The following is a 22,111-nucleotide window of genomic DNA, read 5'->3' on the forward strand; positions in this document are numbered from 1 at the left end:
AAAGAACAATCTAGCAGACTTTCAGCCCAATATAAAAAACGCTGACCGAAGTCAGCGTTTGTTTAATTTTTCGGTTTGTGCGCGTCTGGGTTGCCTTTGCAATCACCCGTCATGCTTTTACCGTAAAGGTATAAACTGTGGTTCGTTAGCTGAACGTTATAGCGCTTCGCTATCTCTTTTTGTCTCTCTTCGATGATGTCATCAGAGAACTCGATAACTTCGCCACAATCTAGACATACTAGATGATCGTGGTGGTGCTGTGTTGAAAGTTCAAATACAGACTTACCGCCTTCGAAGTGGTGGCGAGTTACAATGCCAGCATCATCGAATTGGTTTAATACTCGATAAACGGTCGCAAGCCCGATCTCTTCACCTAAGTCGATCAGCTTTTTATATAAATCTTCAGCACTAATATGTTGGCAGTCTGGTTGTTGTAATACTTCTAAAATTTTGAGCCTTGGGAGGGTCACTTTAAGACCAGCATCTTTTAGCGCTTGATTATTGTCTGACATATACTTTCCTGTTGATGATCTGCAGCAATTAACAGAATTCAATATTAATACCATTATAGTTTAGTCAGGCATAACAATAAACCACGAACTTCAAAGGGTTACTAATCAACATCACAATCTGTTTTGTAAATTGGAAGTATCTCACTTATAGTGGAGGTACGACCAGTCAGGGTGGCGGTAATTCTAATATGAACACGGAATGTTGTTATGAATAAGCAACTTGCAAAAATATACAAACCAAACATCGTAAAATTCGCTCTTAATATTTGGCCTCCATTTTGGGGAGCAGGGATAAAGATAGCCCATATTAGTTCGGATTTTAGGGTAGTAAAAACAGTGCTTAAGTTGCGCTGGTGGAACAAAAATGCCAATCGTACTCAGTATGGCGGCAGCATATTTTCCCTAACGGATCCTGTTTACTCATTGATGTTAATGGGAATTTTAGGTGAAAGGTATTATGTGTGGGACAAAGAGGCGAGCATTAACTTCATCAAACCTGGTCAGTCAGATCTGTATGCAGACTTTGAAATAAGCCAAGGTCAGCTTGATGAGATTTACCGTCAGACTCAACTTGGTGAGAAGTGTTTTCCTGAGTTTATTATCTATGTCAAAGATAAGCAGGGTAATGTGGTCTCAGAAATTCAGCGTACGCTTTATGTCAGAAAGAAGCCACAATTCAGAGATGATGACGAAGCACTAGAAGCAGAGTGCTAATTTAGACAGACAGAACTTATATAGACAAATAGAAAAAAACCTCCAATTAGGAGGTTTTTTCATATCTAGAGAGTTGTCACTAATTGTAACAATGGACAACTACCAGATAATTAGTCTTCAAGCTCTGCTAGGCACATCTCTTCGTGGATTTGTTTAACCCAGTTAGATACACGCTCATCAGTTAGCTCTGGTTGACGGTCTTCGTCGATACATAGGCCAACGAATTGGCTGTCATCGCCTTCAACTAGACCTTTAGATGCTTCGAACTCGTAGCCTTCAGTAGAAGTGTAACCTAGGATAGTACCGCCTTTCGCTTCAACGATGTCACGGATAGTACCCATAGCATCACAGAAGTATTCTGCGTAATCTTCTTGGTCACCACAACCAAAGATAGCAACAAGCTTAGTTGAGAAATCAATAGCTTCTAGCTCTGGGAAGAAATCATCCCAATCACATTGTGCTTCGCCGTAGTACCACGTAGGGATACCAAGCAGCAGTAGATCGAAGTTATCGATATCTTCTTTGCTGCTTTTTGCAATGTCTTGAACGTGAACGAGCTGTTTGCTCAATTGCTTTTGAATCATCTTAGCAACAGCTTCAGTGTTACCTGTATCGCTACCAAAGAAGAGACCTACACTTGCCATAGAATCATTACCTTTCATTTTGTCTGTTGTCGGTGTAATAAAGTTCGGAGGGGAATCGTTAGATCCCAGTTCCTTCCCAGCTTAGTTGGATTATCCCTTTGGCGATAAAACCTGCACAGCCAAGGAAAAGTACTAACCACACAATGCGACGACCAAATGGAGGAACATTTCCTTGCTTGAGAACGTCCTTAATTGCCATGCCGATCAAAAAGAAAATCGCGGCAAATAGGAGATCTAAACCAACAGATTCAATGATGTTCATGTAGTCGTAAAGCATGGGAACCTTATATACCAATTTTGCTTGGGCGCACTATATCACTGTTGCGAGATAAAGTTAATGTGCAGTGATTACTCAACTCTCATTTATCTGCATGAAAAAGCGCACTTAAGCGATGAATTTTCGAATTGCTCTCAGCACTTCAGTTGGTTTTTCTGCGTGCAGCCAGTGGCCCGTATTCGCAATAACGTGCGCCTTTGCGTTAGAAAATTGCTGTTGGACCGCAGTTTGGTGCTCAGCCATGAGGTAGTCCGAATCCCCACCTTTTATTAGTAAGGTTTTGACCGACGTTTTATCGATCGGTTCCCAGCCAATAATATGTGCATAATTTGCGAGTAGTGATGCGACGTTAAATCGCCACTCCATAATGCCTTGTTCTGACTTAAACAGTGATTTTGTTAAGAATTGGCGAACACCGTCTATTTCGATATGTTTGGCGAGCACTTTAAGTGCTTCGGCACGAGATCCTGGCTTTTCTTCAATGACCGCTTTAAGGCCTGCGAATACGTTGTCGTGACGGCTTTGGGTGTAAGCGACTGGTGCCATGTCCAATACAATCAGTTTGCGCAGCTCTAGATGTTGGGTAAGCGCCATAGCAACTTTTCCGCCCATCGAGTGACCAATGACAGTAACATCATTCAGCTCGAGATCTTTCAACAGTTGAGCGACATCTTGTGCCATCGCTTGGTAATTATGAGTATCACTGTGGAAGGATTGACCGTGGTTACGAAGATCGATACTCAGTACCTGATGGTCGACTTTTAGATCCCTAGCCAGCAAGCCTAGGTTGTCCAGATTACCGAATAATCCATGGATCAAAACTATGGTGTGACCCTCACCTTCGATTTTATAGTTGAGCTGTACTGACATTTTTATCTTATTCATGGTGGGTTTGACGTAGAGTATCCGCGCGGATCTCGCTATAATCCCCCTGAGTTTAAACATTGAGATTGTGAAAAGCGAATGAAAACAATTGAGGTTGATGAGGACCTATACCGTTTTATTGCGGGTCAGACAGAACGTATTGGCGAAAGCGCTTCAGATATTCTGCGCCGCTTGTTACAGGTTGATAGCCAAGGCATGGCTCCGATCGAAGAGATCGTAGAGCCGAAAGGTATCGTTGTTAGCAAAGAGGTAGGCTTTACTCCAGAGAAGTTCGATGGCGTTAAAGAAATGCGCTCACTACTAATATCAGATGAGTTTGCATCATTAAAGAAAGCCATTGATCGTTTCATGCTAGTGTTATCAACACTGCATAAAATCGACCCTTTAAGCTTTTCAGAAGCAACTCAAGTGAAAGGCCGCAAGCGTGTTTACTTTGCAGACAACGAAGCGACGTTACTAGCAAACGGTAACACGACTAAGCCTAAAGCCATTCCACAAAGTCCTTTTTGGGTTATTACAAATAATAATACTAGCCGCAAAAGACAGATGGTTGAGCAGCTTATGAGCCGCATGAATTTCCAAGCAGAATTGATTGAAAAAGTAACAGGTTCAATTTAACGAAATCTGATTTAAACCTCATAATATCCATGGATAAGAAGATATTATGAGGTTTTTTTGTTTTTAAATTTTATATATATAAGGATGTCGAAAAATGGCTATGCACCCTCGTGCTGGGCAAAAAGCTCAGCAGGAAGATCTTCATAATATTCCGGCTTTAGTGGCTAACTATTTCTTACAGCAACCGGATGCGACCAACCCAGATCACAAGGTACTATTCGGTACTTCAGGTCACCGCGGTACAGCAGACAAATCAACATTTAACGAAAACCACATTTTAGCGATTGCACAAGCAGTGGCTGAGGTGCGTGCTGAGCAGGGTACAACAGGCCCGCTTTTCTTAGGTAAAGATACGCACGCGCTATCTGAACCTGCATTTTCTACGGTAATCGAAGTACTTGTAGCGAACGGTGTTGAAGTTATTATTCAAGAAAACAACGGCTTTACTCCAACACCTGGTATCTCGCATGCGATTCTTACGCACAACCTAGTGAATGACAAAAAAGCCGACGGCATCGTTATCACACCTTCACACAACCCACCTCAAGATGGCGGTATCAAATACAACCCGACACACGGTGGTCCTGCTGAAGCTGAATTGACTCAAGCGATTGAAGACCGTGCGAACGTGATCATTGCTGAGCAAATGCAAGGTGTTAAACGCACTCCTATCGCACAGGCTAAACAGTCTGAGTTAGTGAAAGAAGTCGACCTAGTGGCGCCATACGTTGCTGATTTGGTTAACGTGGTTGATATGGAAGCGATCCAGAAAGCGAACATCAAAATTGGTGTTGATCCACTGGGCGGCAGCGGTATTGATTACTGGCGTCAAATTGGTAAAGCGTACAACCTAGATCTTACTTTGGTAAGTGAAGCGGTTGACCCTTCATTCCAATTCATGTCTCTAGATAAAGATGGCGTGGTTCGTATGGACTGTTCTTCGCCATACGCAATGGCAGGTTTGCTTGCACTTAAAGATGAATACGCACTAGCGTTTGGTAACGACCCTGATTACGATCGCCACGGCATTGTTACGCCTAAAGGCCTAATGAACCCAAACCACTTCCTAGCGGTTTGTATCGATTACCTATACCGTAACCGTGAAGGTTGGGGTAAAGAGGTTGCTGTTGGTAAAACTTTGGTATCAAGCGCATTGATCGACCGTGTAGTAGCAGACTTAGGTCGTGAACTTTGTGAAGTGCCAGTTGGTTTCAAATGGTTCGTTGATGGCCTTTACAACGGTCAGTTTGGTTTCGGTGGTGAGGAGAGTGCAGGTGCATCTTTCTTACGTAAAGACGGTACGCCTTGGTCAACAGATAAAGATGGCCTAATTCTTTGCCTACTTGCTGCTGAGATCACAGCTGTTACAGGTAAGAACCCACAAGAATACTACGAAGAACTGGCTGCTAAACACGGTGAATCTAAGTACAACCGTATTCAAGCGGTAGCAAATGGCGCACAAAAAGACGTGCTGAAAAAGCTATCTCCAGAGATGGTTTCTGCTGAAACGCTTGCTGGCGATGCGATTACTGCTCGCTTAACGCATGCTCCTGGTAATGGTGCTGCGATTGGTGGCCTTAAAGTGACCACTGAGAACGGTTGGTTCGCTGCTCGTCCATCAGGCACTGAAGACATCTACAAGATCTACTGTGAAAGCTTTAAAGGTGAAGAGCACCTAAAAGCAATCGAAGCAGAAGCTCAAGAGATTGTTAACCAAGTATTTGCCGCTGCAGGTCTATAATCGAATACGATTCATAGAGTTATAAAGCAAATAATGGAAGGGTTGATGTGAAAGCATCAGCCCTTTTTATTTGTCTGTGAGTAAGTGGCTAGACTAAGTCAGTTCAATGACGAATGGATTAGCTGTGTGGCCAGCTTTGCGGCATCACAAACCAGAATTGACCAGACTTAGTTTGCCCGTGAACAAAGCGGTCACCAAATTCGGTGATAGGTTCACCGCTGAAATCATCCGTTCCTGCGGCCCATTGCTCTTTGTTTAGAGGATAGAGTGTTTCGGTGATCAAGTGAGCCTGATTTTGATAACACCAAAATCCATTTACTTGGCTTGGGTTAATGCTGTAGCCCAAACATTCTGTAGGTATATTTTGTTCTAGAAATGGGTTGGTATAGAGGCGACCTTGCATCAGAAGATGTTTTGAGTCGACATCGATCTCCGGGTACTGCTCAACAAAGGCGTTTGAAGAGGACATACCAAGTTGATGGCAGAGCATCCTATCGAGCTTCTTGTCCAATTGGTCGTGAGAATTGGGACCAAACCATGTTTGCTCATGAAGTAGGTAAAACTTAATTGCCACTTCCCAGTGTTCTAATTTTTGGCTGCTCGTGTCTTCCAGGATAAAGTCGATTGCGCCGAGTGTTCGTCCCTCAACATTAATCTGAATCTCATCGTGCTTGATTGAATAATTATCCGAAGTGGTGATGACTTGTTCACATAGGTGTTGGTAGAGGAAGCCTAATCTAGGGTTTCCACCATAAGTATGTGCATCGTCGAGCTTTTGGTGGTTTGAGAATACAGTGAGATCAGAAATGGGCGGCTTGATTTCTAGTAGCGGTGGTGAGCTAATCACCCATTGATAAAAGCGTTGCAGTTCGGTCATCGGTTCCTCGTAAACTTCAGTCATCTGTTCTCTAGAAACAGAGTGGAAGGGCTTTCGACATTCTACCCGTAAATTGATATAACGACGTTATTATAAAGGTAAGCTGGAAATAAAAATGAATAACTTACAATTAGAAAAGCTACTTAACGAAAAACTGCAGCCACAGCAGATTAAAGATTACTGTCCGAATGGCCTTCAAGTCGAAGGTGCTTCTGAAGTCAAGCGTATTGTTACTGGTGTTACGGCTTCGCAAGCTTTGATTAATAAAGCGGTTGAGCTAGAGGCTGACGCTTTGTTGGTTCATCACGGTTTCTTTTGGAAAGGTGAGTCAGAGGCAATTCGTGGCATGAAGGGCAAACGCATTCGTACTCTGATTAAGAATGACATTAACCTTTTGGGTTATCACTTACCTCTCGATATCCATCCTGAACTTGGTAACAACGCCAAACTCGCTGAACTGCTTGATATTGAAGTAGAAGGTGGCTTGGAAGGGCACCCACAATCGGTTGCTATGTTTGGTAGAATAAAGACACCGATGACCGGTGCTGAGTTTGCGGCAAAAATTGATCAAGTACTGAATCGTAAGCCGCTACATATCGCTCCTGAAAACGCAGATAAAATGATTGAAACGGTAGGTTGGTGTACTGGCGGCGGTCAAGATTACATTGAACTTGCAGCCTCTCAAGGTATCGACGCATTTATCTCTGGTGAAATTTCTGAGCGCACAACTTACTCGGCTCGCGAGCAAGACATCCATTATTTTGCTGCAGGTCACCATGCGACAGAACGCTACGGCGTGAAGGCACTAGGTGAATGGTTAGAAAAAGAGCACGGATTGGATGTTGAGTTTATCGATATCGATAATCCGGTATAAGAGCAGATGCGAGATGAGGGATACGAGTAAATAGTGTTCGTCATTCCCCAGACTGACGAAGGAGGGAGTAGAGAATTTTTTGGGCTATCTACTCGCTGAATGAGATCCCCAACTCACTCGTCCCTCGTTCTTGGGGATGACGGCATAGTTTGCTCCTATAGTCATTCCCTAGACTGACGAAGGAAAGAGTATGGAATCTTTTTGGGCTATCTATTCGTTGAATGAGATCCCCAACTCACTCGACCCTCACTCTTAGGTATAACGAGCAACTATAAATTTGTATCTGTCGATGTGATGCGCGAGTCAGAACGTTAAAGGGGGATATCCCGAATCCGTCATTCCCTAGACTGACGAAGGAGGGAGTAGGGAATCTCTTTGGGCTATCTACTCGTTGAATGAGATCCCCAACTCGCTCATTCCTCGCTCTTAGGTATAACGAGCACCTATAAATTTGTATCCGTCTATGCGACGCGCCAGTCCGAACGCTAAAGGGGGATATCCGAATCCGTCATTCGCTAGACTGACGAAGGAAGGAGTAGGGAATCTCTTTGGGTTATCTATTCGTTGAATGAGATCCCCAACTCACTCGTCCCTCACTCTTAGGTATACGAGCAACTATAAATTTGTATCTGTCGATGTGATGCGCGAGTCAGAACGTTAAAGGGTCATATCCGAATCCGTCATTCCCTAGACTGACGAAGGAGGGAGTAGGGAATCTCTTTGGGCCATCTACTCGTTGAATAAGATCCCCAACTCACTCGTTCCTCGCTCTTGAGGATGACAGTGTTGCGAGCACATAAAAGAAAAGGGTTGATGCGAAAGCATCAACCCTTTTTAACAATCATACTTTAATCGCAATTATTCACGTTCGTGAAGTGCTTTAAAGTCACGTTGCTCTTCACCAGTGTATAGCTGACGAGGACGACCGATACGGTTTGTCGGATCGCTGTGCATTTCGTTCCAGTGTGCAATCCAACCGATAGTACGAGACATCGCGAAGATTACTGTAAACATAGACACTGGAATGCCGATCGCTTTCAGAATGATACCTGAGTAGAAGTCTACGTTCGGGTATAGCTTCTTAGACACAAAGTATTCATCAGAAAGAGCGATACGTTCAAGTTCCATTGCTACGTCAAGTAGTGGATCTTGGATGTTTAGCTCTTTAAGTACTTCGTGACACGCTTCGCGCATTACTGTTGCACGTGGATCGTAGTTCTTGTAAACGCGGTGACCGAAGCCCATCAAACGGAATGGGTCATCTTTGTCTTTCGCTTTTGCAACATACTCTTCGATGTTATCTACGCTACCGATCTCTTCAAGCATACGTAGACATGCTTCGTTTGCACCGCCGTGAGCTGGGCCCCAAAGTGACGCGATACCAGCTGCGATACACGCAAACGGGTTAGCACCAGATGAACCAGATAGACGTACTGTCGATGTAGAAGCGTTTTGTTCGTGATCAGCGTGTAGAGTGAAAATCTTATCCATTGCGCGAGCAACAATAGGGTTCACTTCGTACTCTTCACATGGGTTTGCGAACATCATGTGTAAGAAGTTTTCCGCGTAGCCTAGGTCGTTACGTGGGTAGATAAACGGCTGACCGATTGAATATTTGTAACACATTGCTGCTAGTGTCGGCATTTTTGAAATTAGGCGGTAAGCCGCAATTTCACGGTGTGTATCGTTGTTGATATCAAGTGAGTCGTGGTAGAACGCTGCTAAAGCGCCTACTACACCACACATTACAGCCATTGGGTGAGCATCACGACGGAAGCCGTGGAAGAAACTAGCAATTTGCTCGTGAACCATAGTGTGACGTGTCACGGTAGTCTTGAACTTTTCGTATTCAGCTCGAGATGGGGCTTCACCGTAAAGAAGTATGTAACATACTTCTAAGTAATCAGCGTTATTGGCAAGTTGGTCAATTGGATAACCACGGTGTAAAAGGATACCTTTCCCACCGTCAATAAAAGTGATTTGAGACTCACAAGATGCAGTGGCAAGAAAACCAGGGTCAAAAGTGAAAAAACCATTAGAACCTAGTGTACGAACATCGATCACTGGAGTACCTAGTACACCTTCTGTAATCGGCAGCTCGATTGGCGCTTGACCTTCAATGTGAAGGGTAGCTTTCTTATCCGCCATAACAATCTCCTTTGTTTATTATTTAATCCGTCCAGGATGTTTATGTGCCATTTTTTTACTGGTCTTACGTGGGAAAGTCAATTTTTCTGCAGCTTTGTGTGCACTTGTTAGTGTTTTTTACATTAAATTCGTTAAAAATCTGGTCTGTGTAGCATTATTTGTTACATCAATTGTATTAGAATGTTGCCGACCGTATAGTGGCGATGAAAAATTTGGTTAAAACCTTATAAATGCAAGGCTAAGAAGAAATGTGAGGTGTCTATCTTAATCTTGTTGTTAACAATTATTTTACAATTATCTAAGGCTCAACTTCAGTTATTTGTTAAGTTAATGTTAAACTTTGAAGGTTTGCGATCAAATTTTGTCCATAACAATATCATAAGGTTATTTAATGACCATAATGCTCAATGGAGCTGAGTGAGCAAGCCCGTGAAAGAAAGAAAGACAAGACCTGTTAATTTAGATTTACAGACCATCCACTTTCCGATCACTGCAATAGCTTCCATCCTACACCGTGTGTCTGGGGTGATTACTTTTGTTGCGATTGGAATTTTGCTTTGGTTACTATCCATTTCCCTCTCATCCCCAGTAGGCTTTATGGAAGCTAGCGACATTGTCGACGGTTTCTTTGTGAAGTTTATTCTGTGGGGCATTTTAACCGCTTTGGCTTACCACATTGCTGGTGGTATTCGTCACCTTCTTATGGACTTAGGTCACTTTGAAGAGCTGGAATCTGGCGCGAAGAGCGCTAAGGTTGCATTCGCAGCGACAGCGGTATTGTCTCTACTAGCGGGGATCTTAGTATGGTAAACAACGTTTCGACATTTGGCCGTAATGGCGTTCACGATTTCTTATTGATTCGTGCAACTGCAATCATTATGACGCTATATACAATTTATTTGGTGAGCTTTTGTGCCTTCACCGATATCTCTTACGTATCATGGACTCAGTTCTTTGGTGGAACTTTCACTAAAGTATTTACCATGTTAGCGCTTACTTCGGTTCTTGTTCACGCTTGGATCGGCCTATGGCAAGTGCTAACCGACTACATCAAGTGCGCTAAACTGCGTGTTGGCCTTCAAGTAGGTGTAGTTGCGGTTCTTCTTGGATATTTCTTCTCTGGTCTGTTTATTTTGTGGGGTGCGTAAGTGACTATTCCTGTTCGTGAGTTTGATGCCGTGGTTATCGGCGCTGGTGGTGCAGGTATGCGTGCCGCACTGCAAATTTCAGAGCAAGGCCTATCATGTGCATTGCTTTCTAAAGTTTTCCCAACTCGTTCTCATACCGTATCTGCTCAAGGTGGTATTACGGTTGCGCTAGGTAATGCGCACGAAGATCATTGGGAACAACATATGTATGACACAGTAAAAGGTTCTGATTACATCGGTGACCAAGATGCTATCGAATACATGTGTAAAAATGGCCCAGAATCAGTTATCGAACTAGAAAAGATGGGTCTTCCATTTTCTCGTTTCGACAACGGCACCATTTACCAACGTCCTTTTGGCGGCCAATCGAAAAACTTTGGTGGTGAGCAAGCGGCTCGTACCGCTGCAGCAGCTGACCGTACTGGTCACGCACTGCTACACACGCTTTACCAACAAAATATCAAGCACAAAACAACCGTGTTCTCTGAGTGGTACGCGCTTGATCTTGTGAAGAATGAAGACGGTGCCATTCTTGGTACAACAGCACTTTGCATGGAAACAGGCGAAGTATGCTACTTCAAAGCGAAAGCAACGATCCTAGCGACCGGTGGTGCTGGCCGTATCTACGCATCGACAACTAACGCACACATCAATACTGGTGACGGTGTTGGTATGGCGATTCGTGCTGGCGTTCCAATGCAAGATATCGAAATGTGGCAGTTCCACCCAACGGGTATTGCTGGCGCAGGTGTTCTTGTAACAGAAGGCTGTCGTGGTGAAGGTGGTTACCTTCTAAATAAAGACGGCGAACGTTTCATGGAACGTTACGCTCCAAATGCGAAGGACTTAGCGGGTCGTGACGTTGTTGCTCGTTCAATGATGGTCGAAATCCGTGAAGGTCGTGGTTGTGACGGTCCTTGGGGTCCACATATCAAGCTGAAACTGGACCACCTAGGTAAAGAGACACTTGAATCTCGTCTACCAGGTGTATGTGAACTGTCTCGTACATTCGCACACGTTGATCCAGTAAAAGAGCCAATCCCAGTAATCCCAACGTGTCACTACATGATGGGTGGTGTACCGACACAAGTTTCTGGCCAAGCGATTAAGCAGGGTACAGATGGTAGCGATGTAGAAGTACAAGGTCTATTCGCTTGTGGTGAGATTGCTTCAGTATCCGTACACGGTGCTAACCGTCTAGGTGGTAACTCACTGCTTGATTTGGTTGTATTCGGTCGTGCTACAGGTCTACACCTAGGTGAGACTCTGAAGAAGCAAGCTGATGCTAAACCTGCAACGGAAGAAGATATCGCTCGTTCTCTAGAGCGCTACAACCGTTGGGAAAACAGCACAGACGGCGAAGATCCAGCGCAGATCCGTAAAGATCTACAGCAATGTATGCAGAACAACTTCTCTGTATTCCGCGAAGGTCAAGCAATGGCTGACGGCCTAGAAGAGCTTAAAGCAATTCGCGAGCGTCTGAAGAATGCACACCTTTCAGATAAGTCTACTGAGTTCAACACGCAGCGTATTGAGTGTCTAGAGCTTGAAAACCTAATGGAAACAGCTTACGCGACGGCTGTAGCGGCAAACTACCGCACAGAGAGTCGTGGTGCACATGCTCGTTTTGACTTCCCTGATCGTGATGATGAGCAATGGCTATGCCACACGCTTTACAATCCTGAGTCAGAAAGCATGACTAAGCGTAACGTAAACATGGAACCTATCCATCGTGAAGCGTTCCCGCCAAAAGCACGTACGTACTAAGGAGACATGACCATGAAACTGAATTTCTCTTTATACCGTTACAATCCAGATGTCGACCAAAAGCCTTACATGAAGGAATACACCTTAGAGGTGGATGAAGGTTCAGACATGATGCTTCTGGATGCGCTTATTCTACTGAAAGAACAAGATCCAACAATCGCATTCCGCCGCTCATGCCGTGAGGGTGTATGTGGTTCGGATGGTCTGAACATGAACGGTAAAAACGGTCTAGCGTGTATCACGCCTCTATCTGCGCTGAAAGGCGATAAGATCGTGATTCGCCCGCTGCCAGGTTTACCTGTTGTTCGTGACCTGATTGTTGATATGACTCAGTTCTACGATAACTACGAAAAAGTAAAACCATTCCTAGTGTCTGATGGCAATGTACCACCGGCACGTGAAAACTTACAAAGCCCTGATGAGCGTGCTCATTTAGATGGACTGTACGAATGTATCATGTGTGCATGTTGTACAACGTCATGCCCATCGTTCTGGTGGAACCCTGACAAGTTCATCGGACCAGCAGGCCTACTTGCCGCGTACCGTTGGCTAATTGATAGCCGAGATACTGCGACAGATGAACGTTTGTCTGATCTTGATGATGCATTTAGCGTTTTTCGTTGCCATGGCATCATGAATTGTGTAAGTGTTTGTCCTAAGGGATTAAATCCGACGAAAGCGATTGGTCACATCAAGACCATGTTAGTGAATCGTTCGGTTTAAGTTATAAAAAAATTGCCGCCCTAGAAGTTTTGGGGCGGCCTTTTAATAGCTCGGCATAGACCGCAGCAAACGTGAAAACTACTGGTTAAGGGAAAATATGCACAACGGCGTGATGAAGGCATGGCTCGAGTCTTCACACTTGGCTGGCGCCAATGCAACGTACGTAGAAGAACTCTATGAACTGTATCTAAGTGACCCCGATTCGGTAAGTGACGAATGGAGAAGTGTTTTTGAAGAATTGCCTGTGCAAGCTTCAGAAGCGGTGGAACAACCACACTCTCGTGTTCGTGAATACTTCCGTCGACTCGCTCAAGAAACAAAGCATTACAGTGTCCAAGTTAGTGATCCAGATGTCGATGCGAAACAAGTAAAAGTTCTGCAACTGATTAATGCTTATCGATTCCGAGGGCATCAAGCAGCAAATCTAGACCCCCTAGGTTTATGGAAGAGAGCGACAGTTGATGAACTGGACCCTTCTTTCCACACTCTTACCGAAGAAGACCTCAATGAGACGTTTAACGTCGGCTCTTACGCGATTGGCCAAGAGACGATGGTGCTTAAAGATTTACACAAATCTCTAAAGCAAACCTATTGTGGTTCAATTGGTGCTGAATACATGCACATGACTAATACAGAGCAAAAACGTTGGATTCAACAACGTTTAGAGTCTGTGTCTGGTCAACCCTCTTTCAACAAAGAAGAAAAGCAAGCTTTCCTAGAAGAGCTAACCGCTGCTGAAGGTCTTGAGCGCTATCTTGGTGCGAAATTCCCAGGCGCGAAACGTTTCTCGTTGGAAGGTGGTGATGCACTTATCCCAATGACGAAAGAGATCATTCGTCATGCTGGTGGGCAAGGCATGCGTGAAGTCGTTGTTGGTATGGCTCACCGTGGTCGTCTAAACATGTTGGTTAACGTGCTTGGTAAAAAGCCGCAAGACCTGTTTGACGAGTTCGCGGGTAAGCACGACGAAACGTGGGGTACTGGTGATGTTAAATACCACCAAGGTTTCTCTGCGGATTTCGCGACACCAGGTGGCAACGTTCACTTAGCACTAGCATTTAACCCATCACACTTAGAAATCGTAAACCCAGTGGTTATCGGTTCAGTACGTGCACGTCAAGATCGCCTAGGTGATACTGATGGTAGCCGTGTACTGCCAATCACTATTCACGGTGACTCAGCAATCGCTGGTCAGGGTGTTGTGCAAGAGACGTTTAACATGTCTCAAGCTCGTGGTTTCTGTGTAGGTGGTACGGTTCGTATCGTTGTAAATAACCAAGTTGGTTTTACAACGTCTAACCCTCGCGACACACGCTCTACGATGTACTGTACCGATATCGCTAAGATGGTACAGGCTCCGATTTTCCACGTTAATGCTGATGATCCAGAAGCGGTTGCTTTTGTTGCTCGTTTAGCACTGGATTACCGTAATACTTTCAAACGTGATGTTGTTATCGACCTAGTTTGTTACCGTCGCCACGGTCACAACGAAGCCGATGAGCCGAACGCAACTCAGCCTTTGATGTACCAAAAAATCAAGAAGCACCCAACACCACGTAAGCTTTACGCTGACGTGCTAATGGAGCGCGGTGAGTTTGGTATTGATACGGCAACTCAACTGGTTAACGAATATCGTGACGCACTTGATCACGGTGAAGTTGTGGTTAAAGAGTGGCGTCCAATGGCACTTCACTCTGTAGACTGGTCTCCTTATCTAGGTCACGACTGGAATATTGATTGGGACAACAAAGTTGATATTGAGCGTCTAAAAGACCTTGGTACTAAGATTTGCCAATACCCAGAGAGCCACAAACTGCAAAGCCGAGTAAATAAACTGTACAACGATCGTACTGCCATGGTGAATGGTGAGAAACAAGTCGATTGGGGTATGGCTGAAACTCTGGCGTATGCAACACTTGTTGATGATGGCAAGCGTATTCGTATCTCTGGCCAAGATTCAGGCCGTGGTACCTTCTTCCACCGTCACTCAGTACTGCACAACCAATCAGACGCAAGCACGTATGTTCCTCTTGCGAACATTCATGATAAGCAGGGTCCATTCCAAGTATTTGACTCGGTATTGTCTGAAGAAGCAGTGTTAGCGTTCGAGTATGGTTACGCAACAGCAGAGCCAAGCGGTCTAACCCTTTGGGAAGCACAATTTGGTGATTTTGCAAACGGTGCGCAAGTGGTTATCGACCAATTTATTTCGTCAGGTGAGCAAAAGTGGGCACGTCTATGTGGCTTGACTATGCTGCTTCCTCACGGCTATGAAGGCCAAGGCCCAGAGCACTCCTCTGCGCGTCTTGAGCGCTACCTTCAATTGTGTGCTGAACAAAACATGCAGGTTGTTGTTCCTTCAACACCTGCTCAGGTTTACCACATGATTCGTCGTCAGGTAGTTCGACCAATGCGTCGTCCTCTGATTGTAATGTCACCTAAGTCACTGCTTCGTCACCCGCTGTGTACGTCTTCTCTAGAAGACCTAGCAGAAGGTACGTTCCAACCAGCTATCGCAGAGATTGACGATATCGCTCCTGAGAACGTAAAACGCGTCGTATTCTGTTCAGGTAAGGTTTACTTCGACCTACTTGACCAAAGACGTAAGAACGAGCAAGACGACGTTGCTATTGTTCGTATTGAGCAGCTATACCCATTCCCTTACGAGGATGTTCGCGCTGCAATTGCACAATACACAAATGTTGTTGATTACGTTTGGTGTCAAGAAGAGCCTCAGAACCAAGGTGCTTGGTACAGCAGCCAACATAACTTCCGAGCTGCTATCCCAGTAGGCGCTGATATTCAATACGCAGGTCGTCCTGCATCAGCATCACCAGCTGTAGGCTATATGTCGGTACACTTGAAACAACAAAAAGCGTTAGTAGATGACGCTCTGACCCTACCAAAGAACTAGAAGTAAAAGGAAAATACAGACATGACAATTGAAATTCTGGTTCCAGATTTACCTGAATCTGTGGCTGATGCAACAGTTGCGACTTGGCACAAAAAACCAGGCGAAGCGGTTGCACGTGATGAAGTCATTGTAGATATCGAAACAGACAAAGTAGTTCTAGAAGTACCTGCGCCTGAAGCGGGTGTTCTGGAAGCTATCATCGAAGATGAGGGTGCTACGGTACTTTCTAAGCAGCTTATCGCTAAGTTGAAGCCTGGTGCGGTTGCAGGTGAGCCAACAACAGATACCACTGAAGACACAGAAGCATCTCCTGATAAACGCCATAAAGCAGCGCTTACAGAAGAGAGCAACGACGCACTGAGCCCAGCTGTTCGTCGTCTTCTAGCTGAACACAACCTACAACCAGCTGACGTGAAAGGCACTGGTGTTGGTGGTCGTATTACTCGTGAAGACATCGACGCACACCTAGCGGCAGCGAAAGCGGCGCCGGCAGCAGCTGCACCAGCGGTTGAAGCGCCAGCGGCAGCTCGTAGCCAGAAGCGCGTGCCTATGACTCGCCTACGTAAGACAGTAGCTAACCGTCTTCTAGAAGCGAAGAACAGCACAGCAATGCTAACGACTTTCAACGAAGTAAACATGAAGCCAATCATGGATCTTCGTAAGCAGTACAAAGACCAATTCGAGAAGCGTCACGACACGCGTCTTGGCTTCATGTCTTTCTACGTGAAAGCGGTAACTGAAGCACTTAAGCGTTACCCAGAAGTAAACGCATCTATCGATGGTGATGATATCGTTTACCACAACTACTTCGACATCAGCATGGCGGTATCTACGCCACGTGGTCTAGTGACTCCAGTACTGAAAGACTGTGACACGCTAGGTTTCGCTGACATCGAAAAAGGCATCAAAGAGTTAGCGATCAAAGGCCGTGACGGCAAGCTAACTGTTGATGAGCTAATGGGTGGTAACTTCACTATCACAAACGGTGGTGTATTCGGCTCTCTAATGTCTACGCCAATCATCAACCCACCACAAGCGGCTATCTTGGGTATGCACAAAATCCAAGAACGTCCAATGGCAGTTGATGGCAAAGTAGAAATTCTACCAATGATGTACCTAGCGCTTTCTTACGACCACCGTCTAATCGATGGCCGTGAATCAGTTGGCTTTCTAGTGACCATCAAAGAGCTACTAGAAGATCCTGCACGTCTGCTATTAGACGTTTAGTATCGCTAAAACGTCTAGTTAGCCCTGTTAGCTAGAAGTAAAAAGTTTCAAAGGCTAGGCTGCTCAACGTCTGGCCTTCACTTGAACTGCCAAGCCATTACAAAATGGACAGCAGTTGATTTGAGAAGACCCTACAGACGTAACACAGGAAACTGTGTCGTTATGGAAATAATAATCCCTTAAGGGAAAATAAACGGAATATCAAAATGAATTTGCATGAATACCAAGCCAAACAGCTGTTTGCAGAATTCGGTTTGCCTGTACCAGAAGGTTTCGCATGTGATACTGCACAAGAAGCTTTCGAAGCTGCTGGCCGTATCTCAACTGAGAAAAAAGTCGTTAAGTGTCAAGTACACGCTGGTGGCCGCGGTAAAGCGGGTGGCGTAGAGCTACACGACACAAAAGAAGGCGTTAAAGAGTTTGCACAAAAGTGGCTAGGTAAAAACCTAGTGACTTACCAAACAGACGCTAATGGTCAGCCTGTAACTAAGATCCTAGTTGAAGAAGCGTCAAACATCGCTAACGAACTTTACCTAGGTGCTGTTGTTGACCGCGCAACTCGTAAAATTGTATTCATGGCGTCAACTGAAGGCGGTGTGGACATCGAGAAAATCGCTGAAGAAACTCCAGAGTTGATTCACCAATCTGCGATCGATCCTCTAGTAGGCCCTCAAGCTTACCAAGGCCGTGAACTGGCATTCAAACTTGGTCTAGTTGGCGATCAAATCAAACAGTTCGTTAAGATCTTCATGGGTCTTGGTGAAATGTTCGCTCAGTACGATCTAGCTCTACTGGAAATTAACCCACTTGTTATCACTGGTGAAGGCAACCTGCTTTGTCTAGACGGCAAGATCAACATCGACTCAAACGCGATGTACCGTCAACCTAAACTGCGTGAAATGCACGATCCATCTCAAGAAGATGAGCGCGAAGCACACGCAGCACAGTGGGAACTAAACTACGTAGCACTAGATGGTAACGTTGGCTGTATGGTTAACGGTGCAGGTCTTGCGATGGGTACGATGGATATCGTTAACTTACACGGCGGCAAACCAGCAAACTTCCTTGATGTAGGCGGCGGCGCAACTAAAGAGCGTGTAGCTGAAGCATTCAAGATCATCCTTTCTGATGACAATGTTAGCGCAGTACTAGTAAACATCTTCGGTGGCATCGTACGTTGTGACATGATCGCTGAAGGTATTATCGGTGCGGTTAAAGAAGTAGGCGTAACAGTACCAGTTGTTGTTCGTCTAGAAGGTACAAACGCAGACCTAGGTCGCGAAGTACTTGCTAATTCTGACGTTGATATCATTGCAGCTGAATCTCTAACAGATGCTGCTCAGAAAGTTGTTGCTGCTGCGGAGGCGAAATAATGTCTGTATTAATTAACAAAGACACTAAAGTAATCTGTCAGGGTTTCACTGGCGGTCAAGGTACATTCCACTCAGAGCAAGCTATCGCATACGGTACGCAAATGGTTGGTGGTGTATCTCCTGGTAAAGGTGGTCAAACTCACCTTGGTCTTCCAGTATTCAACACTGTACGCGAAGCAGTAGAAGTAACAGGCGCAACAGCAACGGTTATCTACGTACCAGCACCTTTCTGTAAAGACGCAATCCTAGAAGCGATTGATGCAGGTATCGAACTGATCGTAACGATCACTGAAGGTATCCCAACAACAGACATGATCGACGTTAAAGTGAAGCTAGAAGAAACTGGCGTTCGCATGATCGGTCCTAACTGTCCAGGTCTTATCACTCCAGACGAGTGTAAGATTGGTATCATGCCTGGTCACATCCACAAGAAAGGTAAAGTAGGTATCGTATCTCGTTCAGGTACTCTTACTTACGAAGCAGTTAAACAAACAACAGATGAAGGCTTCGGTCAGTCTACATGTGTTGGTATCGGTGGTGACCCAATCCCTGGTTCAAACTTCATTGATATCCTAAAACTGTTCCAAGAAGACCCTGAGACTGAAGCAATCGTAATGATTGGTGAGATCGGTGGTACTGCGGAAGAAGAAGCGGCAGCGTTCATTAAAGCGAACGTAACTAAGCCAGTTGTTTCTTACATTGCAGGTGTTACTGCTCCTCCAGGTAAACGTATGGGCCACGCTGGCGCAATCATCTCTGGCGGTAAAGGTACTGCTGAAGACAAATTCGCAGCACTAGAAGCAGCAGGCGTTAAGACAGTTAAGTCTCTTGCTGACATCGGTAAAGGTTTACGTGAGATTACTGGTTGGTAATCAGCGCGTTAAGCGATGAATAATAGAAAGGCTTGGTCGATGACCAAGCCTTTTTTGTATGCTTTCAATGATACGAGATACGAGATACGAGATACGAGATACGAGATACGAGATACGAGATACGAACCGTATGACTACGCTCGGGTTTTCACCATCTGAGATAACATAAACATTGCAGCAGCACTGATCACAACAGATGGGCCTGCTGGTGTGTCGTAGAACCAAGATAGGCTCAACCCACCACATACTGCGATAGAGCCAATAATCGAAGCGAGCAACGTCATTTGTTCAGGTGTACTTGAGAACTTTCTTGCTGTTGCAGCAGGGATAATCAGTAATGATGTCATGATTAACGCCCCAACAAACTTCATACCAACCGCAATCACGATGCCGACCAGTAGCATTAGAATCAGGCGCATTAAATCAATGTTGATGCCATCAACCGCCGCAAGATCTTCGTTCACTGTTGTTGATAGCAGTGGCCGCCAGAAGATAGCCAACACTAAACCAATAACACCAGCGCCTGCATAGATGAACACTAAATCAGTGGGAGAAACGGCAAGCAGGTCACCGAATAGGTAACTCATTAGATCAACACGAACGTTATCTAAGAAGCTAACAGCAACCAAGCCGAGCGAGAGTGCACTGTGGGCTAATATGCCGAGCAACGTATCGGTCGCGACCAGCTTTTGCTTTTGTAAGGTCACGAGTAATACAGCCAACATTAAGCAGCAAATCAGCAGCGCGAAGTACAAGTTAATATTGAACAGGAAACCAAGCGCTAAACCCATTAAAGAGGCGTGAGCCAATGTGTCGCCAAAGTACGCCATCTTACGCCACACTACGAACGACCCCAGTGGGCCAGCAATAAGCGCGATGCCTAAGCCTGCGAGGATAGAAGGTAAAAGAAACTCAAGCATTAGTGGTGATGTCCGTGTTTATGGTTAGAACAGTCGTGCACATCTCCAGATACAGGTTGGCCTGCTAAGTCATGGTGATGATGGTCATGTTGGTGATGATAGAACGCCAAACTTTCTTGAACCGCAGTACCAAATAGAGCGATATAAGAAGGATGATGCTTAATATCAGCGGGTGCACCAGAGCAGCAGATGTGGTGGTGTAAACAGATCACGTCGTCTGTTTTTGCCATCACTAAATGTAAGTCGTGTGAAACCATAAAGACTGCACAGCCAAAGCGGTGACGAATAGAATCAATCAGTTCGTAGAGATCGATTTGACCTTGTACATCTACGCCTTGTGCAGGTTCATCAAGAACCAATAGGTCTGGCCTTCTCAAGAGAGAACGAGCAATTAGTACGCGTTGGTTTTCACCACCTGATAGCTGATGCATGTTGCTTTTCATCAGATGCTCAGCGCCAACGAGTTTTAGAGCTTCCAAGATCTCTTGTTTACTGAATCTACCGGTGAGCTTAAGGAAACGCTCTACATTGAGAGGCAGAGAATCATTCAGCTTTAGCTTTTGAGGAACATAACCAATTTTTAGTTTTTTTGATTTGGTAATCTTTCCAGAGTATTTGTGTTGGAGCCCAAGTAGTACTTTTACTAGGGTTGATTTTCCCGCACCGTTTGGCCCAATTAGGGTAGTGATTCTGCCACGCTCTAAATTTAGAGAGATATTGTCTAGGACTTTTCGACCGTCAAACTCGACGCTCACAGAATCTAGTTGGATTAAGTTATCCATGAATAGAACTCATTTGCAATTCGCTAATGTTATAATGTAACATTTACCTCAAGCCTAAGCTACTTTTCTATTATCGAGGAATTATGTCACGTTCATCTTATATACTTGCTACTTTGCTTTTAGCGCCAAGTGTTGCAAGTGCTAATACCATTCTAACAAGCTTCAAACCAATTCAAATGATTGTGACAGAATTAACGCAAGGCGTTAGTGAACCGGATGTGTTGATGAACAGCAATGCTTCGCCGCACGATTATGCGCTTAAACCGTCTGATGTCAAAAAAGTTCACAGTGCAGACATGGTTGTTTGGTTTGGCCCTGACTTAGAAGCGTTTCTGACTAAGGTGATTGAATCGAATGATAACGTTATCGAAATCGGTAAAATCCCTGGTATCAACTTACGAGAGTTTGGTCATGAAGAGCATGATCACGGTGCACATGAAGGGCACCATCATGGCAGCCATGACCCACACTTTTGGTTAGGCATCGATCAAGTGGAAGTAGCTGCTAAGTACATTTCAGATAAGCTAATTGAAACTGACCCAGACAATGCAATGGCATATCAAGAAAATCTCGATTCATTCCTGATTGCATTGAAAGAGAAGCAGCAGTCTATTCGTGAGCAACTTGCTCCGGTGAAAGACAAAGGCTACTACGTTTTCCACGATGCATATGGTTACTATGAAGAAGAATTTGGCCTAAATAACTTGGGTCATTTCACCGTGAGCCCAGAGCGTAAACCGGGTGCAAAAAGCTTGATTGCGATTAAGAAAACGATAGTACGTGAAAACGTTCAATGTGTATTTTCTGAGCCTCAATTTACACCGGCTGTAATTGAATCAGTGACTCGTGGAAGTAATGCGAAACAAGGTCAATTGGACCCAATAGGTTCTACAGTTGAAGTAAAGAGTGGAAGTTATTTCGATTTTCTTCAGCAACTTACCGATAGTTACACAAGCTGCCTAAACGCAAAGTAATCAATAGTGAGTAACCTTTACTCCACTTTGCTCTCGATATGATTATGAATAATGCCGCTTTTTGCGGCATTTTCGTGACCGCTAAGATAAAACCTTTCAACAAACAATAAACCTTCTTTCT

21 protein-coding genes are annotated in these 22,111 nt (G+C 44.7%); 13 read left to right on the forward strand and 8 right to left on the reverse strand.

Translation table 11 applies throughout. The annotated features are described in order from the left end of the window. Positions 1-62 precede the first annotated feature (62 nt). On the reverse strand, positions 63-512 hold the full coding sequence (fcrX, locus tag F0232_RS13670) for a ferric iron uptake transcriptional regulator FcrX (RefSeq protein ID WP_004737897.1): 450 nt from the start codon (positions 510-512) through the stop codon (positions 63-65). 207 nt (positions 513-719) lie between these two features. Here fcrX and F0232_RS13675 point away from each other — a divergent pair, with 207 nt between their 5' ends. Beyond that, complete coding sequence (locus F0232_RS13675) at positions 720-1,226, forward strand: DUF4442 domain-containing protein (protein WP_004737898.1); 507 nt, start codon at positions 720-722, stop codon at positions 1,224-1,226. A 110-nt stretch (positions 1,227-1,336) separates the two neighbouring features. Here the strand turns inward: F0232_RS13675 and fldA are convergent, their stop codons facing one another. The 3 genes from fldA to F0232_RS13690 all read right to left on the reverse strand — a co-directional run bounded on the left by fldA (position 1,337) and on the right by F0232_RS13690 (position 3,017). Further along, complete coding sequence (fldA, locus tag F0232_RS13680) at positions 1,337-1,870, reverse strand: flavodoxin FldA (RefSeq protein WP_004737899.1); 534 nt, start codon at positions 1,868-1,870, stop codon at positions 1,337-1,339. Between the two features lie 58 nt (positions 1,871-1,928). Next, entirely contained in the window at positions 1,929-2,147 is a 219-nt protein-coding gene (locus tag F0232_RS13685) for a DUF2788 domain-containing protein (protein WP_004737900.1), read from the reverse strand. A 108-nt stretch (positions 2,148-2,255) separates the two neighbouring features. Further along, on the reverse strand, positions 2,256-3,017 hold the full coding sequence (locus F0232_RS13690) for an alpha/beta fold hydrolase (RefSeq protein WP_171750847.1): 762 nt from the start codon (positions 3,015-3,017) through the stop codon (positions 2,256-2,258). Positions 3,018-3,110: 93 nt separating this feature from the next. On the opposite strand from F0232_RS13690, the gene seqA reads away from it, so the two are divergent. Together seqA and pgm are read left to right on the forward strand one after the other, a co-directional pair. Then, entirely contained in the window at positions 3,111-3,650 is a 540-nt protein-coding gene (gene seqA, locus F0232_RS13695) for a replication initiation negative regulator SeqA (RefSeq protein WP_017061953.1), read from the forward strand. A 94-nt stretch (positions 3,651-3,744) separates the two neighbouring features. Beyond that, the gene (pgm, locus tag F0232_RS13700) at positions 3,745-5,391 is read left to right on the forward strand and encodes a phosphoglucomutase (alpha-D-glucose-1,6-bisphosphate-dependent) (RefSeq protein WP_061034159.1); all 1,647 of its coding nucleotides are present in this window, start codon (positions 3,745-3,747) and stop codon (positions 5,389-5,391) included. Positions 5,392-5,509: 118 nt separating this feature from the next. On the opposite strand, the gene F0232_RS13705 is transcribed toward pgm, so the two are convergent. After that, a complete protein-coding gene (locus tag F0232_RS13705; protein ID WP_171750848.1) occupies positions 5,510-6,268 on the reverse strand; it encodes a DUF1853 family protein in 759 nt (252 codons plus the stop codon). A 115-nt stretch (positions 6,269-6,383) separates the two neighbouring features. On the opposite strand from F0232_RS13705, the gene F0232_RS13710 reads away from it, so the two are divergent. Next, positions 6,384-7,142 carry a Nif3-like dinuclear metal center hexameric protein gene (locus F0232_RS13710; RefSeq protein WP_171750844.1) on the forward strand — a complete coding sequence of 253 codons (759 nt, stop codon included), beginning with the start codon at positions 6,384-6,386 and terminating at the stop codon, positions 7,140-7,142. A gap of 858 nt (positions 7,143-8,000) precedes the next feature. Here F0232_RS13710 and F0232_RS13715 read toward each other — a convergent pair. Continuing rightward, positions 8,001-9,290: a citrate synthase gene (locus F0232_RS13715; protein ID WP_061034157.1), complete on the reverse strand. Its 1,290-nt coding sequence runs from the start codon at positions 9,288-9,290 to the stop codon at positions 8,001-8,003. Positions 9,291-9,707: 417 nt separating this feature from the next. Between F0232_RS13715 and sdhC the strand changes: the two genes are divergently transcribed. The 8 genes from sdhC to sucD all read left to right on the forward strand — a co-directional run bounded on the left by sdhC (position 9,708) and on the right by sucD (position 19,314). Next, on the forward strand, positions 9,708-10,100 hold the full coding sequence (sdhC, locus tag F0232_RS13720; RefSeq protein ID WP_019820486.1) for a succinate dehydrogenase cytochrome b556 subunit: 393 nt from the start codon (positions 9,708-9,710) through the stop codon (positions 10,098-10,100). Then, complete coding sequence (sdhD, locus tag F0232_RS13725; RefSeq protein WP_004737911.1) at positions 10,094-10,438, forward strand: succinate dehydrogenase, hydrophobic membrane anchor protein; 345 nt, start codon at positions 10,094-10,096, stop codon at positions 10,436-10,438. Before sdhC ends, sdhD begins: the two co-directional genes overlap by 7 nt. Then, positions 10,439-12,205 (forward strand): succinate dehydrogenase flavoprotein subunit, encoded by a 1,767-nt coding sequence (gene sdhA / locus F0232_RS13730; RefSeq protein WP_008221172.1) that lies wholly within the window; start codon positions 10,439-10,441, stop codon positions 12,203-12,205. Between the two features lie 12 nt (positions 12,206-12,217). After that, positions 12,218-12,928 carry a succinate dehydrogenase iron-sulfur subunit gene (locus F0232_RS13735; RefSeq protein ID WP_008221173.1) on the forward strand — a complete coding sequence of 237 codons (711 nt, stop codon included), beginning with the start codon at positions 12,218-12,220 and terminating at the stop codon, positions 12,926-12,928. Between the two features lie 97 nt (positions 12,929-13,025). After that, positions 13,026-15,842, forward strand: coding sequence for a 2-oxoglutarate dehydrogenase E1 component (sucA, locus tag F0232_RS13740; RefSeq protein WP_008221175.1), 2,817 nt, complete (start codon positions 13,026-13,028; stop codon positions 15,840-15,842). Positions 15,843-15,863: 21 nt separating this feature from the next. Next, on the forward strand, positions 15,864-17,069 hold the full coding sequence (gene odhB / locus F0232_RS13745) for a 2-oxoglutarate dehydrogenase complex dihydrolipoyllysine-residue succinyltransferase (protein WP_061034156.1): 1,206 nt from the start codon (positions 15,864-15,866) through the stop codon (positions 17,067-17,069). A gap of 206 nt (positions 17,070-17,275) precedes the next feature. Further along, positions 17,276-18,442, forward strand: coding sequence for an ADP-forming succinate--CoA ligase subunit beta (gene sucC, locus F0232_RS13750; RefSeq protein ID WP_004737918.1), 1,167 nt, complete (start codon positions 17,276-17,278; stop codon positions 18,440-18,442). Further along, the gene (sucD, locus tag F0232_RS13755; RefSeq protein WP_061034155.1) at positions 18,442-19,314 is read left to right on the forward strand and encodes a succinate--CoA ligase subunit alpha; all 873 of its coding nucleotides are present in this window, start codon (positions 18,442-18,444) and stop codon (positions 19,312-19,314) included. Before sucC ends, sucD begins: the two co-directional genes overlap by 1 nt. A gap of 134 nt (positions 19,315-19,448) precedes the next feature. Here sucD and znuB read toward each other — a convergent pair whose 3' ends face one another. Then, entirely contained in the window at positions 19,449-20,234 is a 786-nt protein-coding gene (gene znuB, locus F0232_RS13760) for a zinc ABC transporter permease subunit ZnuB (RefSeq protein ID WP_061034154.1), read from the reverse strand. Further along, positions 20,234-21,016 (reverse strand): zinc ABC transporter ATP-binding protein ZnuC, encoded by a 783-nt coding sequence (gene znuC / locus F0232_RS13765; protein ID WP_061034153.1) that lies wholly within the window; start codon positions 21,014-21,016, stop codon positions 20,234-20,236. Before znuC ends, znuB begins: the two co-directional genes overlap by 1 nt. Positions 21,017-21,099: 83 nt before the next feature. On the opposite strand from znuC, the gene znuA reads away from it, so the two are divergent. Beyond that, positions 21,100-21,990: a zinc ABC transporter substrate-binding protein ZnuA gene (gene znuA / locus F0232_RS13770; protein WP_105057458.1), complete on the forward strand. Its 891-nt coding sequence runs from the start codon at positions 21,100-21,102 to the stop codon at positions 21,988-21,990. Positions 21,991-22,111 lie beyond the last annotated feature (121 nt).

The sequence above is a fragment of the Vibrio sp. T3Y01 genome (genome assembly GCF_013114525.1).
GTDB lineage: Bacteria > Pseudomonadota > Gammaproteobacteria > Enterobacterales > Vibrionaceae > Vibrio > Vibrio chagasii_B.

What these genes read in the sequence shown, in the direction of transcription:
- fcrX (WP_004737897.1), bottom strand. Translation starts at nt 512, where the DNA reads ATGTCAGACAATAATCAAGCGCTAAAAGATGCTGGTCTTAAAGTGACC.
- F0232_RS13675 (WP_004737898.1), top strand. Translation starts at nt 720, where the DNA reads ATGAATAAGCAACTTGCAAAAATATACAAACCAAACATCGTAAAATTC.
- fldA (WP_004737899.1), bottom strand. Translation starts at nt 1,870, where the DNA reads ATGGCAAGTGTAGGTCTCTTCTTTGGTAGCGATACAGGTAACACTGAA.
- F0232_RS13685 (WP_004737900.1), bottom strand. Translation starts at nt 2,147, where the DNA reads ATGCTTTACGACTACATGAACATCATTGAATCTGTTGGTTTAGATCTC.
- F0232_RS13690 (WP_171750847.1), bottom strand. Translation starts at nt 3,017, where the DNA reads ATGTCAGTACAGCTCAACTATAAAATCGAAGGTGAGGGTCACACCATA.
- seqA (WP_017061953.1), top strand. Translation starts at nt 3,111, where the DNA reads ATGAAAACAATTGAGGTTGATGAGGACCTATACCGTTTTATTGCGGGT.
- pgm (WP_061034159.1), top strand. Translation starts at nt 3,745, where the DNA reads ATGGCTATGCACCCTCGTGCTGGGCAAAAAGCTCAGCAGGAAGATCTT.
- F0232_RS13705 (WP_171750848.1), bottom strand. Translation starts at nt 6,268, where the DNA reads ATGACCGAACTGCAACGCTTTTATCAATGGGTGATTAGCTCACCACCG.
- F0232_RS13710 (WP_171750844.1), top strand. Translation starts at nt 6,384, where the DNA reads ATGAATAACTTACAATTAGAAAAGCTACTTAACGAAAAACTGCAGCCA.
- F0232_RS13715 (WP_061034157.1), bottom strand. Translation starts at nt 9,290, where the DNA reads ATGGCGGATAAGAAAGCTACCCTTCACATTGAAGGTCAAGCGCCAATC.
- sdhD (WP_004737911.1), top strand. Translation starts at nt 10,094, where the DNA reads ATGGTAAACAACGTTTCGACATTTGGCCGTAATGGCGTTCACGATTTC.
- F0232_RS13735 (WP_008221173.1), top strand. Translation starts at nt 12,218, where the DNA reads ATGAAACTGAATTTCTCTTTATACCGTTACAATCCAGATGTCGACCAA.
- sucA (WP_008221175.1), top strand. Translation starts at nt 13,026, where the DNA reads ATGCACAACGGCGTGATGAAGGCATGGCTCGAGTCTTCACACTTGGCT.
- odhB (WP_061034156.1), top strand. Translation starts at nt 15,864, where the DNA reads ATGACAATTGAAATTCTGGTTCCAGATTTACCTGAATCTGTGGCTGAT.
- sucC (WP_004737918.1), top strand. Translation starts at nt 17,276, where the DNA reads ATGAATTTGCATGAATACCAAGCCAAACAGCTGTTTGCAGAATTCGGT.
- sucD (WP_061034155.1), top strand. Translation starts at nt 18,442, where the DNA reads ATGTCTGTATTAATTAACAAAGACACTAAAGTAATCTGTCAGGGTTTC.
- znuB (WP_061034154.1), bottom strand. Translation starts at nt 20,234, where the DNA reads ATGCTTGAGTTTCTTTTACCTTCTATCCTCGCAGGCTTAGGCATCGCG.
- znuC (WP_061034153.1), bottom strand. Translation starts at nt 21,016, where the DNA reads ATGGATAACTTAATCCAACTAGATTCTGTGAGCGTCGAGTTTGACGGT.
- znuA (WP_105057458.1), top strand. Translation starts at nt 21,100, where the DNA reads ATGTCACGTTCATCTTATATACTTGCTACTTTGCTTTTAGCGCCAAGT.